This is a genomic window from Pseudofrankia sp. DC12, from assembly GCF_000966285.1.
Lineage (GTDB): Bacteria > Actinomycetota > Actinomycetes > Frankiales > Frankiaceae > Pseudofrankia.
This window is the reverse complement of the sequence record NZ_KQ031391.1, coordinates 5,050,185-5,075,151: the sequence shown is the minus strand read 5'-3', so window position 1 is coordinate 5,075,151 and position 24,967 is coordinate 5,050,185. Positions and strand designations below refer to the sequence as shown.

The 24,967-nt window shown below is 69.9% G+C and carries 21 protein-coding genes; 18 read left to right on the top strand and 3 right to left on the bottom strand.

What is annotated here, in order from left to right; translation table 11 throughout:
- The first annotated feature begins 41 nt into the window (after nt 1–41).
- The 7 genes from FRADC12_RS20330 to FRADC12_RS20300 all read left to right on the top strand — a co-directional run bounded on the left by FRADC12_RS20330 (nt 42) and on the right by FRADC12_RS20300 (nt 7,555).
- Nucleotides 42–1,064: a dihydrodipicolinate synthase family protein gene (locus FRADC12_RS20330; RefSeq protein WP_045877827.1), complete on the top strand. Its 1,023-nt coding sequence runs from the start codon at nt 42–44 to the stop codon at nt 1,062–1,064.
- Nucleotides 1,065–1,067: 3 nt separating this feature from the next.
- A complete protein-coding gene (locus FRADC12_RS20325) occupies nt 1,068–1,925 on the top strand; it encodes a hypothetical protein (RefSeq protein ID WP_045877826.1) in 858 nt (285 codons plus the stop codon).
- A complete protein-coding gene (locus FRADC12_RS20320) occupies nt 1,922–3,139 on the top strand; it encodes a CaiB/BaiF CoA transferase family protein (RefSeq protein WP_045877825.1) in 1,218 nt (405 codons plus the stop codon). The genes FRADC12_RS20325 and FRADC12_RS20320 overlap by 4 nt, the downstream gene beginning before the upstream one ends.
- A 125-nt stretch (nt 3,140–3,264) precedes the next feature.
- Nucleotides 3,265–4,893 (top strand): thiolase C-terminal domain-containing protein, encoded by a 1,629-nt coding sequence (locus FRADC12_RS20315; protein ID WP_045877824.1) that lies wholly within the window; start codon nt 3,265–3,267, stop codon nt 4,891–4,893.
- A gap of 87 nt (nt 4,894–4,980) precedes the next feature.
- Nucleotides 4,981–6,243 (top strand): amidohydrolase family protein, encoded by a 1,263-nt coding sequence (locus FRADC12_RS20310; protein ID WP_045877823.1) that lies wholly within the window; start codon nt 4,981–4,983, stop codon nt 6,241–6,243.
- 66 nt (nt 6,244–6,309) lie between these two features.
- Complete coding sequence (locus FRADC12_RS20305) at nt 6,310–6,768, top strand: nuclear transport factor 2 family protein (RefSeq protein WP_084011072.1); 459 nt, start codon at nt 6,310–6,312, stop codon at nt 6,766–6,768.
- 130 nt (nt 6,769–6,898) lie between these two features.
- On the top strand, nt 6,899–7,555 hold the full coding sequence (locus tag FRADC12_RS20300) for a TetR/AcrR family transcriptional regulator (protein WP_232303919.1): 657 nt from the start codon (nt 6,899–6,901) through the stop codon (nt 7,553–7,555).
- A 31-nt stretch (nt 7,556–7,586) separates the two neighbouring features.
- On the opposite strand, the gene FRADC12_RS20295 is transcribed toward FRADC12_RS20300, so the two are convergent.
- Complete coding sequence (locus tag FRADC12_RS20295; RefSeq protein ID WP_052711043.1) at nt 7,587–8,144, bottom strand: TetR/AcrR family transcriptional regulator; 558 nt, start codon at nt 8,142–8,144, stop codon at nt 7,587–7,589.
- A gap of 393 nt (nt 8,145–8,537) precedes the next feature.
- Here FRADC12_RS20295 and FRADC12_RS20290 point away from each other — a divergent pair, with 393 nt between their 5' ends.
- Nucleotides 8,538–9,308 (top strand): SDR family NAD(P)-dependent oxidoreductase, encoded by a 771-nt coding sequence (locus FRADC12_RS20290; RefSeq protein WP_502685274.1) that lies wholly within the window; start codon nt 8,538–8,540, stop codon nt 9,306–9,308.
- 75 nt (nt 9,309–9,383) lie between these two features.
- Here FRADC12_RS20290 and FRADC12_RS20285 read toward each other — a convergent pair whose 3' ends face one another.
- Nucleotides 9,384–10,178 carry an SDR family NAD(P)-dependent oxidoreductase gene (locus tag FRADC12_RS20285; protein ID WP_045877819.1) on the bottom strand — a complete coding sequence of 265 codons (795 nt, stop codon included), beginning with the start codon at nt 10,176–10,178 and terminating at the stop codon, nt 9,384–9,386.
- 439 nt (nt 10,179–10,617) lie between these two features.
- Here FRADC12_RS20285 and FRADC12_RS20280 point away from each other — a divergent pair, with 439 nt between their 5' ends.
- The 10 genes from FRADC12_RS20280 to FRADC12_RS20235 all read left to right on the top strand — a co-directional run bounded on the left by FRADC12_RS20280 (nt 10,618) and on the right by FRADC12_RS20235 (nt 23,313).
- The gene (locus FRADC12_RS20280) at nt 10,618–12,099 is read left to right on the top strand and encodes a CoA-acylating methylmalonate-semialdehyde dehydrogenase (RefSeq protein ID WP_045879931.1); all 1,482 of its coding nucleotides are present in this window, start codon (nt 10,618–10,620) and stop codon (nt 12,097–12,099) included.
- Nucleotides 12,096–13,064, top strand: coding sequence for a hotdog fold thioesterase (locus tag FRADC12_RS20275; protein ID WP_045877818.1), 969 nt, complete (start codon nt 12,096–12,098; stop codon nt 13,062–13,064). Before FRADC12_RS20280 ends, FRADC12_RS20275 begins: the two co-directional genes overlap by 4 nt.
- Before the next feature lie 233 nt (nt 13,065–13,297).
- A complete protein-coding gene (locus tag FRADC12_RS20270) occupies nt 13,298–14,107 on the top strand; it encodes an enoyl-CoA hydratase (RefSeq protein WP_045877817.1) in 810 nt (269 codons plus the stop codon).
- A gap of 124 nt (nt 14,108–14,231) precedes the next feature.
- The gene (locus FRADC12_RS20265) at nt 14,232–14,978 is read left to right on the top strand and encodes an SDR family oxidoreductase (RefSeq protein WP_045877816.1); all 747 of its coding nucleotides are present in this window, start codon (nt 14,232–14,234) and stop codon (nt 14,976–14,978) included.
- A gap of 305 nt (nt 14,979–15,283) precedes the next feature.
- On the top strand, nt 15,284–16,051 hold the full coding sequence (locus FRADC12_RS20260; protein ID WP_045877815.1) for an SDR family NAD(P)-dependent oxidoreductase: 768 nt from the start codon (nt 15,284–15,286) through the stop codon (nt 16,049–16,051).
- Between the two features lie 158 nt (nt 16,052–16,209).
- Nucleotides 16,210–17,397: a cytochrome P450 gene (locus FRADC12_RS20255; RefSeq protein WP_157488965.1), complete on the top strand. Its 1,188-nt coding sequence runs from the start codon at nt 16,210–16,212 to the stop codon at nt 17,395–17,397.
- 160 nt (nt 17,398–17,557) lie between these two features.
- On the top strand, nt 17,558–18,793 hold the full coding sequence (locus FRADC12_RS20250) for an ABC transporter substrate-binding protein (protein WP_232303918.1): 1,236 nt from the start codon (nt 17,558–17,560) through the stop codon (nt 18,791–18,793).
- Nucleotides 18,794–18,917: 124 nt separating this feature from the next.
- Nucleotides 18,918–19,820, top strand: a complete 903-nt coding sequence (locus FRADC12_RS20245) for an LLM class F420-dependent oxidoreductase (RefSeq protein WP_045877812.1) — start codon at nt 18,918–18,920, stop codon at nt 19,818–19,820.
- Between the two features lie 427 nt (nt 19,821–20,247).
- The gene (locus FRADC12_RS20240; protein WP_232303917.1) at nt 20,248–21,474 is read left to right on the top strand and encodes an ABC transporter substrate-binding protein; all 1,227 of its coding nucleotides are present in this window, start codon (nt 20,248–20,250) and stop codon (nt 21,472–21,474) included.
- Nucleotides 21,475–22,155: 681 nt separating this feature from the next.
- Complete coding sequence (locus FRADC12_RS20235) at nt 22,156–23,313, top strand: ABC transporter substrate-binding protein (protein ID WP_232303916.1); 1,158 nt, start codon at nt 22,156–22,158, stop codon at nt 23,311–23,313.
- A gap of 146 nt (nt 23,314–23,459) precedes the next feature.
- Here FRADC12_RS20235 and FRADC12_RS28600 read toward each other — a convergent pair whose 3' ends face one another.
- On the bottom strand, nt 23,460–24,935 hold the full coding sequence (locus FRADC12_RS28600) for an ABC transporter substrate-binding protein (RefSeq protein WP_052711042.1): 1,476 nt from the start codon (nt 24,933–24,935) through the stop codon (nt 23,460–23,462).
- Nucleotides 24,936–24,967 lie beyond the last annotated feature (32 nt).

The window sequence follows — 24,967 nt, the reverse complement described above, 5'->3', positions numbered from 1 at the left end:
CGGCGCACCGCGGCCATCGTTTCAACCGAAAGGGGCACACCTTGCCTTCCGCACAACAAGCACGGGAGTGGGTGGCCGACGGCGGCCTGCACGGGATCGGGGACTCGTTGTACACCCCGTTCAGCGGGCCTGACGGCGACGACATCGACTACGACGCCTACCGGGCCCTCGTGCGCTACTGCGTCGGCGACCTGGGGCACCCGATGCTCTGGCTGACCAGCGGCCTGGCCGAGTGGTGGGCGCTGACGCTCGACGAGCGCAAGAAGCTCCTCGAGGTCGCCGTCGAAGAGGCCCGGGCCGTCGCCCCGTCGACCGTCATCCAGGCCTGCACGATCGCGAACTCGGCGAAGGAGACCGTCGAGCTGACCCGGCACGCCCAGCAGGCCGGCGCCGACATCTGCTTCCTGCAGACCCCGCCGATGGAGGTCCACGGCGGCGAAGGCCTGCTGCGGTTCTTCCACTACATCGCCGACCGCACCGACATCGCCTTGGGCCTGTTCAACTCGCCGTCCTCGGGCTACGTGCTCACCCCGGCGGATATCGGCCAGATCGCCGCCGAGATCCCCGCGGTATGCGCGCTCAAGCAGGGCACGATGCACTACGGCGAGTCGGCGGCCATCCACCGGGCCGCGCCGGAGCTGTTCATCTGGGAGTGCGACTCGATCGCCTACCGGGCCGGGATGCTCCAGCAGGGCATCGTCGGCGCGGCGCAGCTCGGCACCGCCGGCTACCTGTTCGAGACCCCCGAGAAGCGCATGTACACGGAGTACTGGACGCTGATCTGGGAGGGGAAGATCGTCGAGGCGCTCGCCTACGGCAAGGAGTCCGGCCTCGACGCGCTCTACGCCGAGAAGGGCTCCTGGTACACCAGGTTCCCGGGCCGGCCTGGCTACTTCACCCACTGGTCCGAGGCCTACCGATACGTCGCGACGATCATGGGTATGCCCATGGGCGACTACCCGCACGGCCGTCCCCCGCAGGCGGTCCTGCCGGAGGCGGCAAAGACCCAGCTGCGACGTGCCTACGAGAATGCCGGCCTGGTCAAGCAGCCGGCGGAGGTCTGAACCATGGTGCGCGACATCCGCGAGCTGACCGACGACGCAGAGGCCTACGCCGCCGAGCTGCGCCGGCGCTGGACCGGGCTACTGAGCTACCGCTACATCGGCCGCAGCCACTCCTCCATGAACAACGGGCCGGTCGACAACACAGTCACCCTGCGCAGCGACATGCGCAACGCGGCCGGCGGCCTGCTCGTCGCGCCGCTGTCGATCAGCTCGCCCTGCGGCAACGTGGGCTCCGACCTCGTCTCGGTCCCGAACCCCGTCATCCACTCCTGCCAGATCCTCGACGGCGCGCAGGACGTCAAGCGCATCGAGGTGGTCGGCTCCGACGTGCTGCACATCGGCAGCCGGATGGGCTACAGCCGCGCGAAGATCGTCGACGCGGACGACCCCAGCCGGGTCATCGCCTACACCGAGGGCCAGGGCGTCAAGATCGGCGTCCCGCCCGGCGGCTTGAAGAAGATGGACGAGGACAAGCTGGAGATCGTCGACGGCCCGGACCTGCCGCCGCTGTGGGACGCGTTCGGCTGCGTGCTGCGCGACGACGGCCACTGGACGCTGCCGCCGCTGTCGGTCGAGCTCGCCTCGCCTGACGCGGCGCTGCACATCGGCCCGCAGCATGTCCTGCTCGAGACCGCCGCCGCCTCGGCCGCCGCGGCGGCGATGGGCACCGACCGGCTGCAGATGCGGGCCTGGCACGTCATGTTCCTCTCCCGGGCGAAGGTGGGGCCGTTCCGCGCGGACGCCGAGGCCGACAGGGGCCCCGACGGCCGGGTCGGGGTCCGGGTGGTCCTGCACGACGAGGGGAACCAGGACCGGAAGGTCTCGACGGCCTCGGCCGTCCTGCAGGTGGTCCCCGCATGACCGCCGTGATGGAGGGCGTGCGCATCCTCGAGGTGGCCGAGCACACGTTCGTGCCCGCGGCGTCCGCGCTGCTGGCCGACTGGGGCGCCGAGGTCATCAAGATCGAACATGTCGAGCGCGGGGACGCGATGCGCGGCCTGGCCTCCACCGGGGTCCTCGACCTGCCCTCGGATGTGCACGTCCTGCTGGAGCACTCGAACCGGGGGAAGAAGAGCCTGGGCCTCGACCTCACCACCGACGAGGGCCTCGACATCCTCTACCGGCTCGCCGCGACCTGCGACGTCTTCCTGACCAACAAGCTGCCGCGGGTTCGGCAGAAGCTCAGGATCGACACCGACACGATCCGCGCCCACAACCCGAACATCATCTACGTGCGCGGCACCGGCCAGGGCGAACGCGGCCCGGACGCCGACAAGGGCTCCTACGACGCACTGGCGTTCTGGAACCGGGCCGGCATGGGCATGGCCGTGGCCCGGCCCGAGTACGGCCACGTCCCCACCCCGCCGGCGCCCGGCTACGGCGACTCGATCGGTGCGATGACGATCGCGGGCGGCATCATGGGTGCCCTGTTCCACCGGGAGCGCACGGGCGAGGTGACGACTGTCGACGTCTCGCTGCTCGGCACCGGGATCTGGGCCATGGGCCAGGCCATGGCCATGTCGATGGCGCTGGGCACCCCGTGGGTCCAGATCCCGGGCGGCCGCAACGGCACCAACCCGCTGGCGCGCAACTACCGGACGAAGGACGGCCACTGGCTTGCGCTGACCTGCCTGCAGGCCGGCAAGTACTGGCCGCCGCTGTGCGAGGTCCTCGAGCGGGCCGACCTCGTCACCGACCCGCGGTTCGCCGACCACGCGTCGCTCAACCGCAACTGCGACGAGGCCGTCGAGATCCTGGGCGCCGCGTTCGCCGAGCGGACCGTCGCGGAGTGGCGGGCCCTGCTCGCCGACTTCACCGGCCAGTGGACGGTCATCCAGGACACCCTCGAGGTCGCCGAGGATCCGCAGACGGTGGCCAACGGCTACGTCCAGGAATGCCACACCGCCGCCGGGACGCCGTTCCGCCTCGCCGCCGCCCCGGTGCAGTTCGGCGACGAGCCCGCCGCGCCGAAGCGGGCGCCGGAGTTCAACGAGCACGGCGACGCGATCCTCGGTGACCTCGGCCTCGGCTGGGACACCGTCGTGGATCTCAAGGTCCGCGGCATCGTCGCCTGATCCCGCGCCGGCCCCTCGACGCGCGCCGGCGGGCAGCCGCCGCGCGCGTCGGGCCGGCCCGGCCGGCCCAGAGCGGCGCGGGCGCCCAGCCCCGGCGCCCGCGTCTCGAACACAAAGGAGCGACAATGCGGCCCCTTCCCGAACTGACCCCGATGAACGAGTGGTTCTGGAAGTCCGGCGCCGACGGCAAGCTGCGGATTCAGGGCTGTTCGGCGTGCCGCGTGCTCGTGCATCCGCCGGCGCCGATCTGTCCGGCCTGCGGGAGCCGCGCCTGGGAGCCCACCGAGGTGTCCGGGCTGGCGACCGTCGTCGGGTTCACCGTCAACGCCCAGCAGTGGCTGCCGGACGTGCCACCGCCGTACGTGATCGCGAACGTGGCGCTCGCGGAGGACGCGGGCGTGCGGCTCACGACGAACATTGTCGGCTGCGGCCCCGCCGAGGTGCGCATCGGCCAGGAGGTCCTGGTCCGGTTCGAGCAGCACGAGGACGTGTGGCTGCCGGTGTTCGCGCCGACAGGGAACACCGACCCGACCGACCGGGTAGGCGAGCCGGTGCTCGCCCCGATCCGGCCGCCCGCCAGCGAGCGCCGGTTCGAGCACGACGCGGTCCTGTCCGGCATCGGCCGGTCGAGGATGGGCCGGCGCCTGATGGTCGACCCGCTGTCGCTGACCATCGACGCCTGCCTGGAGGCGATCGCCGACGCGGGGCTGACCCGCGACGACATCGACGGGCTCGCGACCTACCCGGGCGGGGCCACGTCCTCCGGGATGAACGAGGGCGGCATCACCGCCGTCGAGGAGGCGCTGCGGCTGAACCCGACCTGGATTCAGGGCGGCTCCGAGCAGCCAGGCCCCGGCGGCGCGCTCATCGCCGCCATGCTCGCCGTCTCCTCAGGTCTGTGCCGGCACGTGCTGTGCTTCCGCACCGTGTGGGAGTCGACGTACAAGGCGCTGCGCCTCGGCGGGGGCGGCGGCCGGGTCTCGGGGACGATGATGCCGTGGCGGGTGCCGTTCGGCGCGATGTCCGCGGCGAACTGGATCGGGATGAACGCGAGCCAGTACCTGCACCGCTATGGCGCGACCAGGGAGCTGTTCGGGGCGGTCGCGGTCAACAGCCGGGCGAACGCCGGCCGCAACCCGGCGGCGATCTACCGCGACCCGCTCACGATGGACGACTACCTGTCCGCGCGGATGATCTCCTCCCCGTTCGGCCTGTACGACTGCGACGTGCCGTGCGACGCGGCCATCGCCGTCGTCGTCTCCGCCGCCTCCGTCGCGCCGGACCTGCCGAAGCCCGCGGTGCGCGTCGAGGCCGTCGGCACCCAGATCCGGGAGCGGGTCTCGTGGGACCAGGGCGTCATCACGCACGAACCGCAGGTTCTCAGCCAGGCGCAGCACCTGTGGAGCCGCAGCGGCCTGCGCCCCGCCGACGTCGACCTCGCCCTGCTCTACGACGGCTTCACCTTCAACGCCGTGTCCTGGCTCGAGGGCCTTGGTTTCTGCGGGCTCGGCGAGGCCCAGGACTGGATCGACAAGGGCCGGCGGATCGCGCTCGACGGCGAGCTGCCGGTCAACCCGCACGGCGGCCAGCTCTCCGAGGGCCGCACCCACGGGTTCGGGTTCATCTACGAGGCCATCACCCAGCTGCGCCATGAGGCCGGCGAGCGACAGGTCGCGAATGCCCGCACCGCGGTCGTCACCTCAGGCGGCGGCACCCCGTCCGGTGTGCTCCTGCTCCAGCGCGACGGTGTCTGAGGCCGGCCTGGCCCATCCCGGCCCGGTGAAAGCCGCGACCGGCCCCCATCTCCCCCATAACCGTCCGTCCTCTGGTGAGGAGTCCCGATGAACCTCGAAGACATGATCATGGTCAGCATCGACGACCACATGATCGAGCCGCCCGACATGTACAAGAACCACGTGCCTCTCAAGTGGCGCGACCAGGCACCGAAGGTCGTCCGCAGCGAGGGCGTTGACGAGTGGGTATTCCAAGGACAGAAGACCTCCACTCCGTTCGGGATGGCGGCGACCGTCGGCTGGCCGAAGGAGGAGTGGGGGTTCTCCCCCGGCGCGTTCAACGAGCTGCGGCCTGGCTGCTTCGACGTCCACGAGCGGGTTCGGGACATGAACGCCGGCGGAGTGCTCGCGTCGATGTGCTTCCCGACGATGGCCGGCTTCAACGCGCGGACATTCAGCGAAGCCGCCGACCTCGACCTGTCCCTGATCATGCTGCAGGCATACAACGACTGGCACATCGACGAGTGGTGCGCCGCTTACCCCGGCCGGTTCATCCCGCTGGGCATCGTCCCGATGTGGGACGTAGACCTGGCCGTCGCCGAGGTCCGCCGGCTCGCCGCCAAGGGCTGCCGGGCGATCAGCTTCCTCGAGGCCCCGCACGGGAAGGGCTGGCCGAGCTTCCTGTCGGGCCACTGGGACCCCATGCTCGCCGCCCTCGTCGACGAGAACATGGTGCTCTGCCTGCACATCGGCGGCGCGTGGGACCTGGTTCGGCTCGCCCCGGAGGCGCCGGTCGACCACACCATCGTCATCCCGTCGCAGCTGACCATGCTCACCGCGCAGGACCTGCTTTTCGGCCCGACGCTGCGCCGGTTCCCGGCGCTGCGGGTCGCCCTGTCCGAGGGCGGCATCGGCTGGATCCCGTTCTACCTGGACCGGATCGACCGGCACTACCAGAACCAGGCGTGGATCGACAACAGCTTCGGCGACAAGCTGCCGTCGGATGTGTTCCGCGAGCACTTCCTCGCCTGCTACATCACCGACCCGGCGGGGCTGAAGCTGCGCCACGAGATCGGCATGGACGTCATCGCGTGGGAGTGCGACTACCCGCACACCGACACGACCTGGCCCGAGGCCCCCGAGTACGCGTGGGCGGAGTTCCAGGGAGCGGGCTGCACCGACGAGGAGATCAGCAAGATCACCTGGGAGAACGCCTGCCGCTTCTTCGGCTGGAACCCGTTCACCCACCTGAAGAAGCAGGACGCGACGGTCGGGGCGTTGCGCGCCGCCGCCGCCGACGTCGACACCACCAGGATGTCCCGCGCCGAGTGGCGCCAGCGCAACGAGGCGGCGGGCATCGGCCTCATCTGAGCCTCATCTGAGCCGCGGCCCTCGACGCCCGGGCATCCCGACGACCATCCCGAACGGAGACGGACCATGGACAGCACCGAGGAGACCATCCGCGCGTTGGCCGCGCGCGTCGCGCGCCTGGAGGACCTGGAGGAGATCCGCAGGCTTTACGTCGACTATGGCCGCCACCTCGACGCCGGCGACGCCGCGGCCTACGCGTCGTTGTTCGCCCGGGACGCCAAGCTGCGCCTGGGCCCGGTGATGCGGGCCGACGGCCGCGAGGAAATCGAACGGGCTGCCAGCAAGGTCATCGGGTCGACGGCCGAGGGCGCGTCCCGATCGGTGCACCTGCTCGGGTCGCCGAGTGTCGAGCTCGGGGACGACGGCACCGCGACCGGGGAGTGCGTGTGGTCGGCGATCTCCCGTCACGAGGACGGCACCCCCGGAGTGCTCGTCGGCCGCCACGTCGACCGGCTCGTGAAGGAGGAAGGCCGCTGGCGCATCGCCCGCCGGGTCGGCCTCGTCGACGTCGGGGCGCTGCGCTGAACCGGCGGCTGTGCCGCCCGGCCGGCACAGCCGTTCGGCCCCCCAGGATCACCCCGCCCAGGCCCGCCGGGCAGCACGCCACGGAATCCGGCGGGCTGGTGGGCTTTGGCTGTCCGGATATCGTCGCCCGGTGAACCCAACACCGGCGGGCGACATGCACAGCGACGCGACCCCGGGCCGCCGCTCCTACGACAGCGCGCTGCGCCGCCAGCAGGCAGCCGACACCCGCCGACGGATCCTGGAGGCAGGTAGCGAACTGCTGCACGTGTCCCCTGTGTGGAACTGGCCGGCGCTGACAGTCCGCACGGTGGCAAGCAAGGCTGGCGTCAACGAACGGACCGTCTATCGCTACTTCGGCAGCGAGCGGGAGTTGCGCGACGCGGTGATGACCCAGATCCTGCAGGAGTCCGGCGTCGACCTCGGCCATCTGCGGCTCGACGACATCGACGAGGTGAGCCGGCGCGTCTTCGCCTATCTGGCTTCGTTCCCGCCGCCGCCGCAAGAGGCGCAGCAGCCCCGGGAACAGCTGCCCGACCCGACGATCGCCGACGTGCGGCGGCGCAAACGGGGGGCGCTGCTGGCCGCGGTGACGCCGACGACCCCAGCCTGGTCGGCCGAGGACCGGGAGGTCGCGGCGGCGGCGCTTGACCTGCTGTGGAGTGTCACGTCCTACCGACACCTGATCTACGAGTGGGAGCTCGAGCCGTCTGCCGCGGTCCGCTGTGTCAGCTGGCTCCTTCGACTCGTCACCGACGCCGTGCGTAGCGGCGAGACACCGCCCCGCTGACTGGTGACGGCGGCGTCTGTTCCGCGCTCCGTCAGACCGCGACGCGGCTGAAGGCGGCGATCAGCGCGTCGACGACGGGGGTGATGCTCGCGGGCTTGATCTTCTCCTGCCCGGTGACCCGGCGATAGATGAACGGCGAGATGAGCAGGTCGATGAACAGCTCGACGTCGGTCTCCTCGAGCAGGTCGCCGCGGTCGATCGCGCGACGGATGACCCGCGTGTAGGCCAGGCGGGACTCGTGGTCGGTCTCGTCCCGCAGAGCCGCGAGTTTCGGGTCTCGGACCGAGGCCTCCATCAGCGACGGGAACACACGGATGTGGTTCAGATAGATGACGAGCTGGCACAGCATCCCGACGAGGTCGTCGCGCAGCGATCCGGTGTCCGGGTCGGTCAGCGCCTGTTGGATCCGCGCGAACGCGGCGTGAATGAGGCGGTCCCGGGAGCCCCAGTGGCGGTAGATGGTCGGCCTGCTGACGCCTGAGCGTTCGGCGACAGCCTCGACGGTGACGACGGAGACGCCCTGCTCGGCGATCAGGTCGATGGTGGCCTGCAGGACGATGTCCTCCGGCGTGCGCGGACGCGGGGACAACAGCTCACGCGCCTGTCGTGATGGCCATGACGCGCGGGAACCCTGGCCACGGGAACCCCGGACGCCCGGCCTGTGGGCGCCGCGAGTTCACGTGCGGCCGCCGATCTGCTCTGCTGAGACGAAGCGGGCTCATTGTAGGCGGTTCCTCTCAGGTGCCTGGGCGGGACATAGCCGAGATCCCGGCATCACGGTCCGGTCGCGACCTCGTGGCCGGGTGCCATATGCACGACCCCACAGACCGGCGGCCCTGGTCGCAACCGCCCCGGCACGAGGCCGTTCCGCATTTTCCCCACCCGTCGAATGATACGAGACAGTTTCATAACTTTCGGCAGACTGGTCCGAGAAACCAGACGCAGGCCGCGCCGCGCAGGACGGAATGGAGACACAGTGGCGATGGAGTTCGATCTCAAGGGACGCCGAGTGCTCATCACCGGCGCCGGGCAGGGTGTCGGCCGCGGCATCGCCCACGGCTTCGCCGCCGCCGGCGCGCAGGTCGTGGTCAACGACCTGTTCACCGACCGTGCCCAGGAAGTCGCCGACGAGCTGGCCGCCACGGGCGCGGCGGCGCTCGCCTGCCCATTCGACGTGACCGACTACGCGGCCGTGGCGGCGGCCGTCGACGAACTGGGCGGTGTCGACATCCTCGTGAACAACGCGGGCAACGCCGGCGCCGACGGCTGGACGGGCCTGGCGAAGTTCGTCGACACAACGCCCGATCAGTGGGAGCCGTTTCTGCGGGTCAACCTCTACGGCGTCCTGTACTGCGCTCGGGCCACCCTCCCCAGCATGATCGCAAAAGGCTGGGGCCGGATCGTCACCATCATCTCGGACGCCGGCCGCACCGGCGAGGCGAACATGGCGGCCTACTGCACCGCGAAGGCGGGCGCCGCCGGGCTGACCCGGGCGCTCGCGATCGAGAACGGCCGACACGGGATCACGGTCAACAACATCTCGCTCGGCACGATGCGCACCCGGGAGACCGGCACCATCTGGGCCGACCCGGACAACCCGACGGCGAAGAGCATGCTCGCGCGCTACGTCGTGCGCCGCCCTGGACTGCCCGAAGACGCCGCGGCCCTGGCCGTGTTCCTCGCCAGCGAGCAGGCGTCGTGGATCACGGGCCAGACCTGCCCGCTCAACGGCGGCATCTCCTTCGCCCAGTGACAGCGAGGGCCTCGCCATCCTCGGAGCGGGGGCCGTGCGGCAGCCAGCGCCGGCGGCCACGGCCATGCGCGCGGGTCAGCAGAAGTCAGAGCCGCCGTCGACGTTGATGTTCGCGCCGGTCATGTAGCCATTGGCCTTGGACGCGACGAAGGCGATCACTCGGCCCACCTCGGGCGGCGTGCCCGCGCGCGGCAGGAATGCGGGGTGACCGATGATCTCAGTGATGCCGGCCATCACCGCGTACGGGTCGTCGGCGTCGAGGCCGTTGCGCCGTGCCCAGGCGGCCAGCGTGCCGGACAGCACCGCTCCCGGCGACACCGTGTTGACGAGGATCTCGTCCTTGGCCAGCGACTGTGCGAGGTTCTTCGTCACGCTGGTGACCACGGACTTCGCGGCCGTATAGGCGACGAGCGACGGCGACTGGCGCTTCGTGGACTGCGCCGCGACGTTGACGATGCGCCCCCATGCGGCGGCCCGCAGCAGCGGCAGCGCGGCGCGCACGCAGCGGACCATACCCAGCGCGCCGGAGTCGAGAACCCGGACCCAGTCGTCGTCGGAAAGGCTCTCGAACCCGCCGCCGCCGCTCGGGCCGGCGGCGTTGACGAGGATGTTGAGCTCGCCCCACCGGTCACGGACCGTCCTGAAGGCTGCCTCAACCTCCTCGAGCCGGGTGACGTCGGCGGGCAGCGCGACGGCGTCCGCCGCGCCCAACTCGAGCAGGCGGGCAACCGTCTTGTCGAGCTCCGCGCGGTCGCGGGCGAGGACGCCGATCCTCGCGCCCTCGGCGGCGAAGCACTCCGCGGCCGCACGGCCCATGCCCTGGCTCCCACCCTGCACCACGGCCGTCGCGCCGGCCAGCCCCAGGTCCACCCTGCCGCACCTCCCATGACGTGGCCGGAGACGAGGGGCCACGCCCGCGAACCGACCTCCCGGCGGGCGGATCGCCCGTTCGCGGGCCGGCACGCCGACGCTCGCCGGCCCCATTCCCGGCACCGTTGACTCCCTGGCCTGGCCACCGTCCATGAACCGGCCAGCGCCGGCCGGGCCTTGACTGTAGAGCCGGCCAGGCCCAAAGTAAACGAGACAGTATCGTCTCAATTCACGCCCGCTCGATGCACGCCCGCTCGATGCACGCCCGCTCGATGCACGCCCGCGCCAGCTGAGGGGCGTGACCGTGACCGGCGAACGTCGGCCCCGCGCGCCGCGACCGTCAGGCGGGCGGTGAGGCCAGACGATCCAGACCGCCGCGACGGGCCTCACCCCCGCACTGGCTCGCGCCGGTCGGCCCAACTTCAGGAGTATGACCGCCTTGAGGACCATCGGACACTGGATCCAGGGGCAGCCGGCCAGCGAGCCCGCCGGCCGCGTCGGCACTGTCTACGACCCGGCTCGGGGCGCCCAGGTCGCTGAGGTGCTGCTGGCGTCACGCGCGCAGGTCGACGAGGCCGTAAAGGCCGCCGTCGCCGCGGCGGACACCTGGGGCGCGTCGTCGCTGAGCCAGCGCGCCACCCTGCTCTTCCAGCTGCGGCAGCTCCTCGACGCCCACCGCGACGACCTGGCCGCCCTCGTCACCTCCGAGCACGGCAAGGTGCGGTCCGATGCCCTCGGCGAGGTCGCCCGCGGCATCGAGTGCGTCGAGTTCGCCTGCGGCATCCCGCACCTGCTCAAGGGCGAGCGCAGCGCCGAGGTCTCCCGCGGCGTCGACGTGCACACCGCTCTGCACCCCGTCGGCGTCGTCGCCGGGGTCACCCCGTTCAACTTTCCGGTCATGGTGCCGCTGTGGATGCTGGCGAACGCTCTGGCCTGCGGGAACGCCTTCGTGCTCAAGCCGTCGGAGAAGGACCCGTCGGCGTCGCTGCTGCTCGCCGAGCTGGTGAGCAAGGCCGGGTTCCCCGACGGGGTGTTCACGGTGCTGCAGGGCGACGCCGAGGCCGTCGACGCGCTGCTGGCCCACCCCGATGTCGACGCCGTGTCGTTCGTCGGCAGCACCCCGGTGGCCCGCCACGTCTACGAGACCGGCACGAAGGCCGGCAAGCGGGTGCAGGCTCTCGGCGGCGCGAAGAACCACCTGGTCGTGCTCCCCGACGCCGACCTCGACGCGGCGGCGGACGCCGCCGTGTCCGCCGCGTACGGCTCAGCAGGCGAACGGTGCATGGCGATCTCGGTGGTCGTCGCGGTCGGAGGTGTGGCCGATCGCCTCGTCGAGGCGATCGCGGCCAGGATCCCGAGCGTCGTCATCGGCCCCGGCGACGACCCGGCGTCGATGATGGGCCCGCTCATCACCGCCGAGCACCGCGACCGGGTCCGCTCCTACGTCCAGGGCGCGGCCGGCGAGGGCGCACGGGTCGTCGTCGACGGCGCCGCCGCCCCGACGGGGGCGGGGTTCTTCCTCGGCTGCTCGCTGGTCGACCAGGTCTCCCCCGAGATGCGGGTCTACACCGACGAGATCTTCGGACCGGTGCTGTCCGTCGTGCGGGTGGACACCTTTGACGAGGCGGTCAGACTGGTCAACGCAAACCCCTATGGCAACGGCGTCGCGCTGTTCACCCGCGACGGGGGCGCGGCCCGCCGGTTCGAGCGGCAGATCGAGGTCGGCATGGTCGGGATCAATGTGCCGATCCCGGTGCCGGTGGCCTGGTACTCGTTCGGCGGCTGGAAGAACTCGATCTTCGGGGACGCGTCGATCTACGGCCCGGACGGGATCCGCTTCTACACCCGTACGAAGGTGGTCACGTCCCGCTGGCCCGACCAGCCTTCCCGGGTCGACCTCGACTTCCCGGCAGTCCTGTGACCAGCACCGCGGGCCCGGTCGGCGAGCAGCCCGTGCGGGACGCCCAGGCCGGCGGGCCTGGCGGGGTGCCCATGCCTCGCCGCCCCAGCAGCCTGTCGCGCCGCTTCCGCGTCGAGCTGCCGGCCTTCGTCGGCGACACGGTGCGCGCGACGATCCACCCGGGGCCATGGAGTTGTTGGCCCGCAGGCCAGTCGTCGGCCGGCGCGTTCGGCGTCGCGCTCGACAACGTCCTCGGCGTGAGCACCCTGCGCGTCCGGCCGCCGGGGCACCGGACGGTCACCGCCGAGATCTCCCTCGACGTGCTCGCTCCCGAGAGGCTGTACTACGGCACCCTCGTCGCGGTCGGCCAGATCCTGCGCCTCGACGCCACGGGTGGGTTCGCGCGCTGCGACCTCGTCAACGGCGCCGAGACGACGGTGGCGGCCGGGATCGGCCGCTTCCAGTTTGCCCCGCTCCCCGTTTCGCGGCCCGGCGCTCCCCGGCCGCCGGCTCCGCCGAACGGGGTGCCCGAGCCCGATATGGAGCCGGCGACGGGCCGGGACCTGGCGGAGATCCTCAACGCCTGGGTCGAGCCCGGCGACCTCCGTGCCCGGGTCGTCGTCAACGACCCGTCGGAGCTGGGCAACCCCAGCGGGACGATCCATGGCGGGGTGCTGTTCTGTGTGTCCGAGCTCGCCGCGAGCGCGCTCGTGCGCCCCGGCGGGGAGCAGACCCGGTCGGTACGGATGAACTTCCTGCGCCCCGGCCGGGTCGACACGCCACTGGTCGTCACTGCCGAGGTGGTGCACCGCGGCCGGACGGCGACCGTGTGCCGAACGGCGGCGGCTGGGCCCGACGGCAGGCCGTACGCGGTCGCCACGGTGACCCGGCTGGTCCCGGGCGGCACTGTGGAGGCCTCGCCGCCGGCCCAGCGAGGCGGAGGCAGTGAGCACCTGGACGGCCCCACAATCCGCGAAATGTTATGAGACCGTCTCGTTTACTTTCAGCATCTACAGCTCTACAGTCAAGGCTCGCGAACCGGCCAGCCGGGTTCCTCGGATCCACTCGGTCGGCCGCTGGACGGCACCGCGACGCGTCATCGACCCAGCCCCTACCTGTTGCAGCCGAGGCAGCGGGTCGGGGCGAATCGCTACGGCCGCCGCCCGATCCCCAGCCCATGCCCGCGCGCCGGCGGCGGCACAGCTCAGCGGAGGAACGCATGCAGTTCGAGCACGTCCGCCTCGAGGTCGAGGACGCCATCGGGACCATCATCCTGGACCGGCCGGAGAAGGCCAACGCCCAGAGCCCGAAGGTCCTCGAGGAGCTCGACGCGGCCTGGAAGGCGGCGGACGAGGACAGCCGGGTCAAAGTGATCGTGTTCCGGACGACGGGTAAGAACTTCTCCGCCGGCCACGACATGACGCCCACCGAGCAGGCCGCGCCGCGGCCCGCGTGGCAGGCCGACCGGCACTACGACTGGGAGACCCGCCGTTTCCTGCACTACGCCAAGACGTGGCGGGAGGTGCCCAAGCCGTCGATCGCCGCCGTGCAGGGCAAATGCATCGCCGCCGGGCTCATGCTGTGCTGGCCCTGCGATCTGATCATCGCCGCGGACGACGCGCAGTTCTCCGACCCCGTGCTCTACATGGGGATCGCCGGGGTCGAGTTCCACGGCCACACCTGGGAGTTCGGCCCCCGCAAGGCCAAGGAGCTGTTGTTCACCGGTGAGGCGCTCAGCGCCGACGAAGCGCGGCTGCTCGGCATGGTCAACCGGGTCGTCCCCGCGGACCAGCTCACCGACGCGACGCTGGCGCTGGCCCGGCGGATCGCCCGGCAGGACAGCTTCGCGCTGCGGATGGCGAAGCGGGCGGTGAACCACACCCTCGACGTACAGGGCTTCACCACCGCGGTCGACGCGGTGTTCGACATGCACCAGCTCGGCCACGCCCGGGCCGCGGTCGTCAACGGCGGGAAGTCGTCGGTGCTCGCCGGGCTGACCGCGATGAAGGACCAGGTCAAGGGGAGCTGACCGGCGGGCGGCCATCCCGCCCACCTGCTTGGCCCGTCACGACGGCCGAGACAGCGGGACAAGCAGCGTCCCCGGACAGCGTCGCCCGGAAGCGCCCAATACACACAGAGACGAGGTGGGGTCGATGCGCGCGGTTGTCGTCGGCGCGTCCAGCGGACTAGGCCGCTCCATCGGGGTCGATCTCGCGCGGCACGGGGCGCAGGTCGCGCTGCTCGCGCGACGGCACGACCGACTGGTGGAGGCGGCGAAGGACGCTGGGCCCGGCACCCTGGCCATCACCTGCGACGTCACACGGGAATCCTCCTGCCGGGACGCCATTGAGGAGGCCGCGAAGCGCCTCGGCGGCATCGACGCCCTGGTCTATGCGTCCGGCATCGGCCCGATGGGGCACATCGAGGACCTCAGCATGGACACCTGGCGGCGCACCTTCGACACGAACGTGATCGGCGCGTCGGTCGTCACCGCGGCGGCCTTGCCTCATCTGAAAGCCTCTGCGGGCCACGCCGTCTACCTGTCGTCCATCAGCGCCTCCTACACACCGCCGTGGCCTGGCCTCGGCGCCTACGCCGTCAGCAAGGCGGCGCTCGACAAGCTGACCGACGCCTGGCGCGGCGAGCACCCCACCGTCGGGTTCACCCGGATCGCGATGGGCGTCTGCAGCGGCGGCGGCGGCGGCTCGCACACGGACTTCACCGCCGAATGGGACATGAGCATGGCCGCCACGTTCGCCAAGACGTGGGCGGACCGGAACCTGTTCCGCGGCGACTTCGTCAACGTCGACGACCTGCTGAGGATCGTACGCGGGCTCCTGGAGGCCGGCGGCGCCGTGGCCCTTCCTGCAGTAGTCGTGACGGCGAGGACAAAGCAGTGAGCATTTTCGGCCCCATCGGTATCAATCAGCTTCTCCATACGTCGAAGGCGGCGACCGGCAAGACTCAGCCCTAAGACCTGAGTGTGGCGGCCGCAACCCACCCTGATCTCGTTGCTGGCCGGCGAGCCGCCTGTCTCCGGTCCCGGAATCCCAGCAGCTCCCGGGCTGATCCTTGCCAGGGACGGGGCGAAGCATTCCCCAGGACAGGCTGGCCCGGACACGATGGGAAAGCGAGTCCCTGCCGGCAAGGAAATCTGCTGGCAGTAGTCTCCAGGCGCAGGCCTGCGGAAGAAACGGAGCAATGGGTGAACCTGCAGGGACGCTCGGCGATCGTGACGGGTGGCGCTGGCGGGCTCGGATCGGCGACGGTACACAGACTCGTCGAGATCGGCATGCACGCCGTCATCTTCGACCGGGACGCCGACCGCGCCGCTGAGCTCGCAAAGGAACTCGGCGACAGCGCGAGCGCCGTCAGCGGCGACGTCCTGGCCGACGACGACGTCACCGCGGCGATCGACGCCGCCCGTGCCGTCGGCCCGCTCTCGCTACTCGTCAACGTCGCGGGGGGTGGCGCCGGCGGCGGGCGTCTGGTCGCCCGCGACGGGACCCCGCACGACAAGACCGCGTTCATCCGGACCCTCGAGATGAACGTGCTGACGACGTTCAACATGACGCGGCTGACCGCGGCGGCGATGGCGGGCAACCAGCCTGACGAGTTCGGCCAGCGCGGCGTCGTCGTCAACACCGCCTCGATCGCCGGGATGGAAGGCCGCACCGGCCAGGTCGCCTACGCTTCAGCGAAGGCGGCCATTCTCGGGATGACGCTGCCCATGGCCCGCGACCTCGCCCCGATTGGTGTCCGGGTGTGCGCGATCGCCCCTGGCACCATGGGCACCCCGATCATGTACACGCTGCGCGAGGAGCTCCGGGAGAAGCTCGTCGAGGGCATCGTCTTCCCGCACCGGTTCGGCCGGCCTGAGGAGTACGCCCTGCTCGTCGAGGCGATCGCGACCAACCCCTATCTCAACGGCGAGAACATCCGCCTCGACGGCGCACTGCGGTTCGCGCCTTGACCAGCTGGGAGCGCATTTCCCCTCGCTGGCCCTACGCCTGAGGCGGCCACCGCGCCAACCCGTCGACCGGCCGTCCTGACGTCAGTCTTGGCCTCTCCAAATCGGCATGGACTCTCACCTGCCGGCCACCCGAATCACGGACACCGCAGTTAGGCATAATCATGAGCGAGCTGTACTGGGATCCCTATGACAAGGCGATCGATGCCGACCCGTATCCTGTCTGGCGTCGGATGCGCGACGAGCAGCCGGTCTATCGCAACGAGAAGCTAGACTTCTACGCGCTGTCCCGGCACGCCGACGTCGAGGCGCTGCACCGCGACCCGCAGACCTTCAGCTCGGCGTACGGCATCGTGCTCGAGCTCATGCGGTCCGAGCCGATGAACAGCGCGCACATCATCTCGATGGACCCCCCGAAGCACACCCTCCTGCGAGCCCTGGTGTCCCGGGCGTTCACCCCTCGGCGCGTCGGCTCCCTTGAGGACCAGGTCCGCGCGTTGTGCGTCGAGATGCTCGACGCACGGGTCGGCTCGGGCGGGTTCGACTACGTCCAGGACTTCGCCGCCCAGCTGCCCTCGAAGGTGATCTCCGCGCTGATCGGCGTCGATCCGGAGGACCGGGAGGAGATTCGGCAAACCATCGACCTGATGTTCCATCTGGACCCCGACCGAGGGATGATCAACGACATCGCCATCGGGGCCAACATCAAGCTCCATGGCTACTTCGTGGACCGCATCGAGGCCCGGCGCAAGGCACCCCGTGACGACATGCTGACCGCTCTCACGGAAGCCGAGCTAAAGACCGAGGAGGGCACCCGGCGCCTCACCACCGAGGAGGGTGCGCACTTCAGCAACCTGCTGGTCGCCGCGGGCACCGAGACGGTCGCGCGGCTGCTCGGGTGGGCCTGCGTCGCGCTTGAGGCGCATCCGGACCAGCGCGCCGACCTCGCGGCCGACCCGTCGCTGCTCAGGAACGCCATCGAGGAGATCCTCCGCTACGAGGCACCGTCCCCGGTCCAGGGCCGCACCACCACCCGCGACGTCGAGCTACATGGGACAACCATCCCCGCGCGGTCGAAGGTGCTGGCGCTCACCGGCTCCGCCGGCCGCGATGAGCGCAAGTACACCGACCCCGACCAGTTCGACATCCGCCGGCGCTTCGACAGCCACGTCTCGTTCGGCCACGGCATCCACTTCTGCCTCGGCGCCTCACTTGCCCGGCTGGAGGGCCGCGTGGCACTGGAGGAGACGCTGCGCCGCTTCCCGGTCTGGGAGGTCGACCACGAGAACACGGTACGGCTGCACACCAGCACCGTGCGCGGGTACGCGCGACTTCCAGTCAAGGTCTGAGGACTCGTCTCTCCATACCGGCCAGGCAGCACCTCGCGCCAGCGCGGGAGCGTTCATTGACACGCATTGTAACTACGTGTGAGATCTTGCTGGAGACGCTCGGAAATCTGTCACAGTGATCTCGACCAGAGAGGAACCAATGAAAAGGAAGAGCATTTCGATGCTTTCTGCGGCGGCAGCGCTGATCGTCGCCGCCGGCTGTTCGTCGGGCGGCGGCGGGAGCGGCGGCAGCGCCGGCGCCGGCGCCAGCGGTAGCGCATCGGCCCTGCAGACCGTGACGGTTGGGCTGTTAGCCGACATCACCGGCCCGGCCGCGTCCTCGAGCAAGACCGTGGTCGGCGGCGTGAAGGCGGGGACGTACTACGCGGCCCGCGAAGGCTACAAGATCAAGTATGTGGTCGGCGACTCTCAGACAAACCCCACCACGGCGCTGTCGGTCGCCCAGAAGTTCGTCACCCAGGACCACGTCCAGGCCGTGATCTCCTTCTCCTCGCTGGCCTTCGGAGCCGCGAACTACCTCACCGCCCACCACATCCCGGTGGTCGGGTCCTCTCATGACGGGCCCGAGTGGATCACGGCCGAGAACATGTTCTCGATCACCGGCGCCACGCACACGACGATGGTTACCACGACCGCGGGCAAGTACCTCAAGATGCAGGGGGTCACCCGCCTGGCATCCGTTGGCTACTCGATCTCGCCGTCCTCCTCCGAGGCTGCCTCCGCGGCCGCCGAGTCGGCGAAGGCGGCCGGGATCAGCGTCGGCTTCCTCGATGCCAAGTTCCCCTTCGGCAGCACCAATGTCGGCCCCGAGGTGCTGGGGATGAAGAACGCCAAGATCGACGGCTTCTACGCCTCGGTCGAGCCGAACACTGCCTTCGCGCTGCTCACCGGGCTGCGGGACCAGGGAGTGAACCTCAAGACCGCGCTGCTGTTCACCGGCTACGGCGGCGACCTGACGCAGGGCGGCCCGGGCGCGATTGACGCCGCCCAGGGCGTCTCCTTCGCCGTGCCCTTCGAGCCCGTCGAGATGCAGACGCCCGCGACCAAGCAGTTCGAGAGCGACCTGAGGAGCGCTGGGCTGGCCGGGGAGCCCACGTTCGCGAACTACGGCGGCTACGTCTCCGTCGGTCTCCTCGTCCAGGGCCTCAAGGCGGCCGGGCCGAAGCCGACCAACGCCTCGCTCATCACGGCCTTGTCCAACATCCACGACTTCACCGCTCTCGGCCTCTACGGCAGCCACAAGCTGGACATCAACGACCGCACGAACATCGTCGGAGGCGTGGACAACTGCCTCTGGATGGTCAAGCTCCAGGGCAGCTCCTTCAAGCTGGTCAACGGCGCGACCCCGGTCTGCGGCGACATCCTCAAGGGCGTGACAGTGGCACCCGCGTCGTAAGTAGCGGGCCAACGCACCACGAAGCACGGCGGCCCGGGCCTGCCATTACGCAGCGGGCCCGGGCCGCCGAGTCCGGGGACCGGGCAAACGCGGCACCGAGCTCATGGAAAGGAGCCCCAAAGTAATGCGGTTCATGTTCCAGTACCCAGAGAAGAAGGGCACCGCCGGCGATCTTCTCGATGCCGGGGCTATCGGCGAGGTGGCGCGGGCGGTCGAGCGGAACGGCTTTTCCGGTTTCTCGCTCACGGAGCACCCGGCGCCCGGAGCCGCCTGGCTTGCCGCCGGCGGTCACCAAACGCTCGACCCGTTCGTCGCCCTGGCCTACGCGGCTGCCGTCACGGAACGCATCCGGCTTCTCACCTACCTGGCCGTCGCTCCTTACCGGAACCCGTTTGTCCTCGCCAAGGCCGCGGCGACCGTAGACAAGCTCTCCGGCGGCCGGATGATCCTCGGCCTGGGCGCGGGATACCAGAAAAGCGAGTTCCACGCCCTCGGCGTCGAGTTCGCCGAACGCAACGCGCTGTTCGACGAGGTGCTCGACGTTCTTCCACTGCACTGGAGCGGGGAACCCTTCACCTACCAGGGCCGCCATTTCAGCGCCCGGGACGTCGTAGCCCTCCCCCGGCCCGTGCAGAGCCCGATCCCGGTCTGGATCGGGGGCAACTCGGCACTGAGCCGCCGCCGGGCCGCCGAACGAGCACAGGGCTGGATGCCGATGGCGGGCGGCGCGCTGGTGAGCGCCTCCGCCCGCACGCCGTCCCTCGACTCGCTCGGCGACCTGGACGTCACCATCGCCAGCCTGCGGGAGGCCGCCGCCGCCGCCGGCCGCACCGACCAGGTCGACGTACTGTATTCCTACCGCGACTTCGGGCTCGAGACGCCGGCCGTCGACGCCGACCGCCACCGCGAAGCCTTCGACGATCTCAAGAAGACCGGCGTCACCTGGATCTCAGTAACGACACGCAGCAGCTCCCCCGCAGCCACGCTGGAATTCCTCGAGGCATTCGGCTCCACCTATTTGACCTGACGGCACGGGTGCCCGCCGGCCCCTCGACACATCACGATCCGTACACGCGTCACCACATTGGCAGATCTCTCGACCTTTCGCCAGCGCGGATGTCCCCACCCGCTGTTGCCCCATCACCTCCACAAGTTCACGCAGTCAGCCAGGTCGAAGAGCGAACAGGGTCCAACCACACTCGGGCACCCCACGATATTCGGGAACGACTACTCCGCAGAGCCCTCTGTCCACATTCGACGCAGGGTGCGGTATCTTCCCGGAATCTGGTCCGACCGACACGACGGCATTCAGAGAGATCGCGGCCGTCACATCGCCGGTAGGCCAGCCATGAGTCCGAGGGGGACGATCCGAGTTGGCGATCCAGTTTTGCTTATATGACCCTTGCTCACCCACGATGCTCCGACGTACCCGTCTCCGTACACCGCTGGCGATCGTGACGGCCTTCGTCGCCGCGCTGGCGGCGAGTGGCTGCGCCGGCACCTCGGGGCCTTCTCAGTCCTGCGTCTCCCCAGGAGTTTCGGCACATGAGGTCCGGATTGGCTTCGTCGACCCGGACGACGGTGCAGTCGGTAAGGCGCTCGAGGCCGCGCGTGGCGGCATCGACGCCCGCCTCGGACTGGTGAACGACGCCGGCGGGGTCTACGGGCGAAAGATCACATACACCTGGCAGAGCGACCAGTCCACGCCCGCGGGCAACGACGCCGCCGTACGGAGCCTCGTGGGGTCCAGCGGGGTCTTCGGGCTTATCGAGGCGTCGACCAGCGCGGCCGGCGGCGCGGACTACCTCCGGACCCTCCAAGTGCCCACCGTGGGTCTTCCCATCGAGCGCATCTGGGCCGATCCGGCCTACCCGAACATGTTCTCCTACCCGTCGGTGCTTGCCGGCGGATCGGTTTCGGACGTCTTCGGCAGGTATGCAAGCGGGCAGGGCGGGCACCGAGCCGTCATCGTCACAACCGACTCGGCCGCGGCTGCGCAGCAGTTCACTCCCGCGCTGGAACAGAGCCTTGCCGCCGCCGGGATTTCGACGACGAGGCTCGAGTACAACTCGGCGGTCACCAGCCCGGCGCAGCTCGCCAATCGACTTCGCGGGTCTGGCACGGACGTCCTCGCGCTGGACCTCCCGTCGATCCAAGCTCCGCAGATCCTCGCGGCCACCAGAGCCGCGGGTATCTCCTTCCGGGCAGTCATCTCCGTCGCCGGCTACAGCGACGATACGATCCAGCGTTACGGCAGTTCGGTCGCCGGCCTCACAACCTTCTCCACCCTCGTGCCGCTTCAGACCCACCTTCCCGCCCAGCAGGCCTATCTGGCCGCGGCAGCCAAGTACGCGCCCGAGCTCCAGACGCCGACTCAGGACGTGGCGTACGGGGCCTATGTCGCCACCGATATTCTCCTGCGAGGGCTGACGGCCGCAGGGGCCTGCCCAACCCGCCAAGGTTTCATCAAGTCTCTACGGGCGGTGAAGGACTACAACGCCGGTGGGCTGCTCGCCGGGCAGATCGACCTCACCCACAGCGCCGGGCAGTCGATCAAGTGCCTGATCTTCATGCGGGTGAACGCGGCTGGATCGGCCTTTGAGCTCGTCCCCGACCCTCTCCCGGGAGCGTCGTCCAAGACGGAATGGTGCGGCGGCGGCGGCGGTCCCCCCAGCTCCTGATCCACCCAGGCGAGTCGTGAACGGTCGGGGGGAATGGGCCAGATCGCGCGCGTTCCCCCCGACACGCACCCCCGGCTGGTGTCGACGCCGACCGCCACCGCGAAGCCTTCGACGATCTCAAGAGAACCGGCGTCACCTGGATCTCAGTAACGACACGCAGCAGCTCCCCCGCAGCCACGCTGGAATTCCTCGAGACGACACTCTCGTGCAGTCAACGGCAAGCGACCGGCCGGCTACACAGACCGATTTCGCGATTTCGCGGACACCGATGGACGTATGTGCGTGCGCCGGCCCTCGACGATTTGTGGAAGCCTGGGCAAATGCTACCTGTTCAGGTGGAGGCGCCGGCCTCCATAACGCGCATCGACGGTGCCCCCCATTGGGGGCGTCGACCGGTACCCGCACCTCCGCATGGTGCGATATCTTCCCGGGCAGCTGACCCGGCCGACACGGCCGACACGGCCGACATCTCGAGGACCTCGGCCGTAGCCTCGCCGGTAGGTCAGTTCTGGCGACCCGAGGAGACGAGCAGTGTTCGCGACCCAGTTTCGCTTATGTTTTCGCCACTTGTCCACCGGCCCTCTAAGCTCCCGCGGTGGCACGGCGCTGGCGGTTGCGGCTACGCTACTCGTAGCGGTGTCTGCGATCGGTGGCTGCGCCGGCGCGGTGGGGTCTGCTCCAGTGTGCGACTCCCCAGGCGTATCGGCCCACGAGATCCGGATCGGCCTGATCTACCCCGACAGCGGCGCCGTCGGGGCCGCCCTCGAGGCCGCCCGTGGCGGTGTGGATGCCCGCCTCGGGCTCGTGAACGACGCCGGAGGCGTCTACGGCCGGAAGGTCACCTATGTGTGGCAGGGCGACGAGGCCACTCCCACGAGCAACGACACCGCCGTGCGAAGCCTAGTCGAGTCCAGTGGGGTCTTCGGCATCTTCGAAGCATCGACGAGCGCGTCCGGCGGCGCGGACTACCTCCGGTCGCACCAGGTGCCCACCGTGGGTCTTCCCATCGAGCACATCTGGGCCGACCCGGCCTACCCGAATTTCTTCTCCTATCCGTCCGTCCTCACTGGCGGGTCCGTCTCGGACGTCTTCGGGCGTTATACGACGGCGCAGGGCGGGCACCAGGCCGTCATCGTCACTACCGACTCGGCCTCGGCCACGCAACAGTTCACGCCCACGCTTGAGCAAAGTCTCAGCGCGGCGAGGATCCCGACGACGAGGCTCGAGTACAACTCGGCGGTCACCAGCCCGGCGCAGCTCGCCAATCGGCTGCGTGGGACCGCCGCGGACGTCCTCGTACTGGACCTCGCGTCGTCCGACGTTCCGCAGGTCGTCGCCGCCACCCGGGCGGCGCACATACCCTTCCGGCTGATTCTCTCCGTCGCTGGCTACGGCGACGAGACGATCCAGCACTACGGCAGCGCGGTCACCGGCCTCACGACCTTCTCCACTCTCTTGCCCCTTCAGGCGCACCTTCCCGCCCAGCAGACCTATCTGGCCGCAGCCGACAGGTACGCACCCGAGCTCCAGACGCCGACGCAGGACGTGGCGTACGGGACCTATGTCGCCGCCGACCTCCTCGTGCGCGGTCTGACGGCTGCTGGGCCGTGCCCGACCCGCGCAGGGTTCATAAAGGCCCTGCACGGGGTGAAGGACTACAACGCCGATGGGCTTCTCGCCGGGCGGGTCGACTTCAGCCACAGCGTCACGCAGTCCATCAACTGCCTGATCTTCATGCAGGTGAACGCGGCCGGAACGGCGTTCGACCTCGTCCCCAATACGATTCCAGGCGCGCCGTCGCCGACGGAGTGGTGCGGAGACAAGCCCGCCCGATCCTGACCCACCCAGCCAGGCCGGGACCGGTCGGTGGGAACCTGGGTCACGTCGTGTGCGTCCCAGCCAACGCCCGACGCGCACCCCACGCTCGCGTAGGGCGGAGGACCGGGGCCCCGGCGGGTGGCGCGTGCACCACCCGCCGGGCGGGGTCAACGATTCAGCCAGATGTCGGCGGCGCGGGTGTAGCCACAGGACGTGAACGAGGCGGGCATCTGGACCTCGTCCTTGGCGATGAGCCCGCTGATGTAGGGGCCGAACCAGATGTAGAAGAAGCCGGCCGCGTCCAGCTGCTCGATCTTCTTCACGGCCGCGACGCGACTGTTCTTGTCGACTGCCTTGGTCGCTTGGTCGAGCAGGTTCTCCAGCGTCGGGTCGACCGGGCCGCCCTGCATGTGCCGGCCGCCAGCAACGTTCGACAACAGGTTGCGGTAGTAGCCGCGTGCCGGGCCAGCGAACGGTTGGATGCCGTTCCACGTCAGGTCATAGGCCTGCCTGGACAGCCGGGAGACATAGTCCGCAGTCTGCAGCACAGTCAGCGTGACATGGATCCCGATGCCAGCCAGCGTCTGCTGGAGGAACTGTGCCTGGTCAGGGTAGGTCGCGAGCCCGAGCAGCTCGTAGTGGTCCTTCAGCGGGCCCTTCTCCGCGACATAGTCCGCGACGAGCTTCTTCGCCTCGGCCAGGTCCGTCTTCGGCCACAGCCCCTGCGCGCATTCCGGCAGGTTCGGCGCATACGGCGCGCACGGCAGGCTGCCCGACCACGCACCCTGGAACAGCGAGGCGTTCACCGCCCGCGGGTCGATCGCCAGCGCGATCGCCTTACGGATCCGCACGTCGTCGAACGGCGCCCGGCTCTCGTTCGGCACGATCCCGGCACCACCGGTCAGGCTCGTGCTCACGACCCGGACGCCCGGCGTGCCGCGCAGCGCCGCCTGCACCGTCGGGTAGTTCGCGGCGACGTCGACCGCGCCGCTGGCCAGCGACTGGCCCAGCGTCACCGGATCGGTGATGACCTGGAACACGACCTTGTCGAGATACGGCCTGCCCACATCCCAGTAGTGCGGGTTACGCACCAGCACAGCCTGCGAGTCCCGCGTCCACGACTGCAGCATGAACGGCCCCGCCCCGACCGGGCGCTGCGCGAACCCTCGCGGGTCGGCCTGGTACGCCGTCGGCGACACCATCATCCCAACGAGCGACGTGAAGGCGTAGGGGAACGAGCCGTCCGGCCCACCGAGAACGAACTGAACCGTGGCCGGGTCGACCACATTCATGGCCTTGATGTCCGACACCGTCGCCAACTGCGACGAGCCCAGTGAAGGGTCCTTCGTGAGGCCCACGTTGAACTTCACCGCCGCCGCGTCCAGCGGCGTCCCGTCGGTGAACGTGACCCCGGGCCGCAGCTTCATCGTCCACGTGACCGAGTCCGAGGTCGTCATGCTGGTCGCCAGGTTCGGCTGCCAGTCCCCCTTCGCGTCCAGCTTCAGCAGCGTGTCATAGACGAAGTTGCCCCGGTCCTCACCGGAGTTCGCCTCCTTGAGCTGCTGCGGCGTCCACCCCGCGATCTCGTTGTTCACGCCGACGGTCAGCGTGCCACCGTGCTTCGGGGCACCGGTCCCGGCCACCGTCCCGACCGTCCCACCCCCCGAAGCCCCGC

Coding starts and splice junctions, on each gene's coding strand:
- FRADC12_RS20325 (WP_045877826.1), top strand. CDS start 1,068: ATGGTGCGCGACATCCGCGAGCTGACCGACGACGCAGAGGCCTACGCC.
- FRADC12_RS20320 (WP_045877825.1), top strand. CDS start 1,922: ATGACCGCCGTGATGGAGGGCGTGCGCATCCTCGAGGTGGCCGAGCAC.
- FRADC12_RS20315 (WP_045877824.1), top strand. CDS start 3,265: ATGCGGCCCCTTCCCGAACTGACCCCGATGAACGAGTGGTTCTGGAAG.
- FRADC12_RS20310 (WP_045877823.1), top strand. CDS start 4,981: ATGAACCTCGAAGACATGATCATGGTCAGCATCGACGACCACATGATC.
- FRADC12_RS20305 (WP_084011072.1), top strand. CDS start 6,310: ATGGACAGCACCGAGGAGACCATCCGCGCGTTGGCCGCGCGCGTCGCG.
- FRADC12_RS20290 (WP_502685274.1), top strand. CDS start 8,538: ATGGAGTTCGATCTCAAGGGACGCCGAGTGCTCATCACCGGCGCCGGG.
- FRADC12_RS20270 (WP_045877817.1), top strand. CDS start 13,298: ATGCAGTTCGAGCACGTCCGCCTCGAGGTCGAGGACGCCATCGGGACC.
- FRADC12_RS20265 (WP_045877816.1), top strand. CDS start 14,232: ATGCGCGCGGTTGTCGTCGGCGCGTCCAGCGGACTAGGCCGCTCCATC.
- FRADC12_RS20250 (WP_232303918.1), top strand. CDS start 17,558: ATGCTTTCTGCGGCGGCAGCGCTGATCGTCGCCGCCGGCTGTTCGTCG.
- FRADC12_RS20245 (WP_045877812.1), top strand. CDS start 18,918: ATGCGGTTCATGTTCCAGTACCCAGAGAAGAAGGGCACCGCCGGCGAT.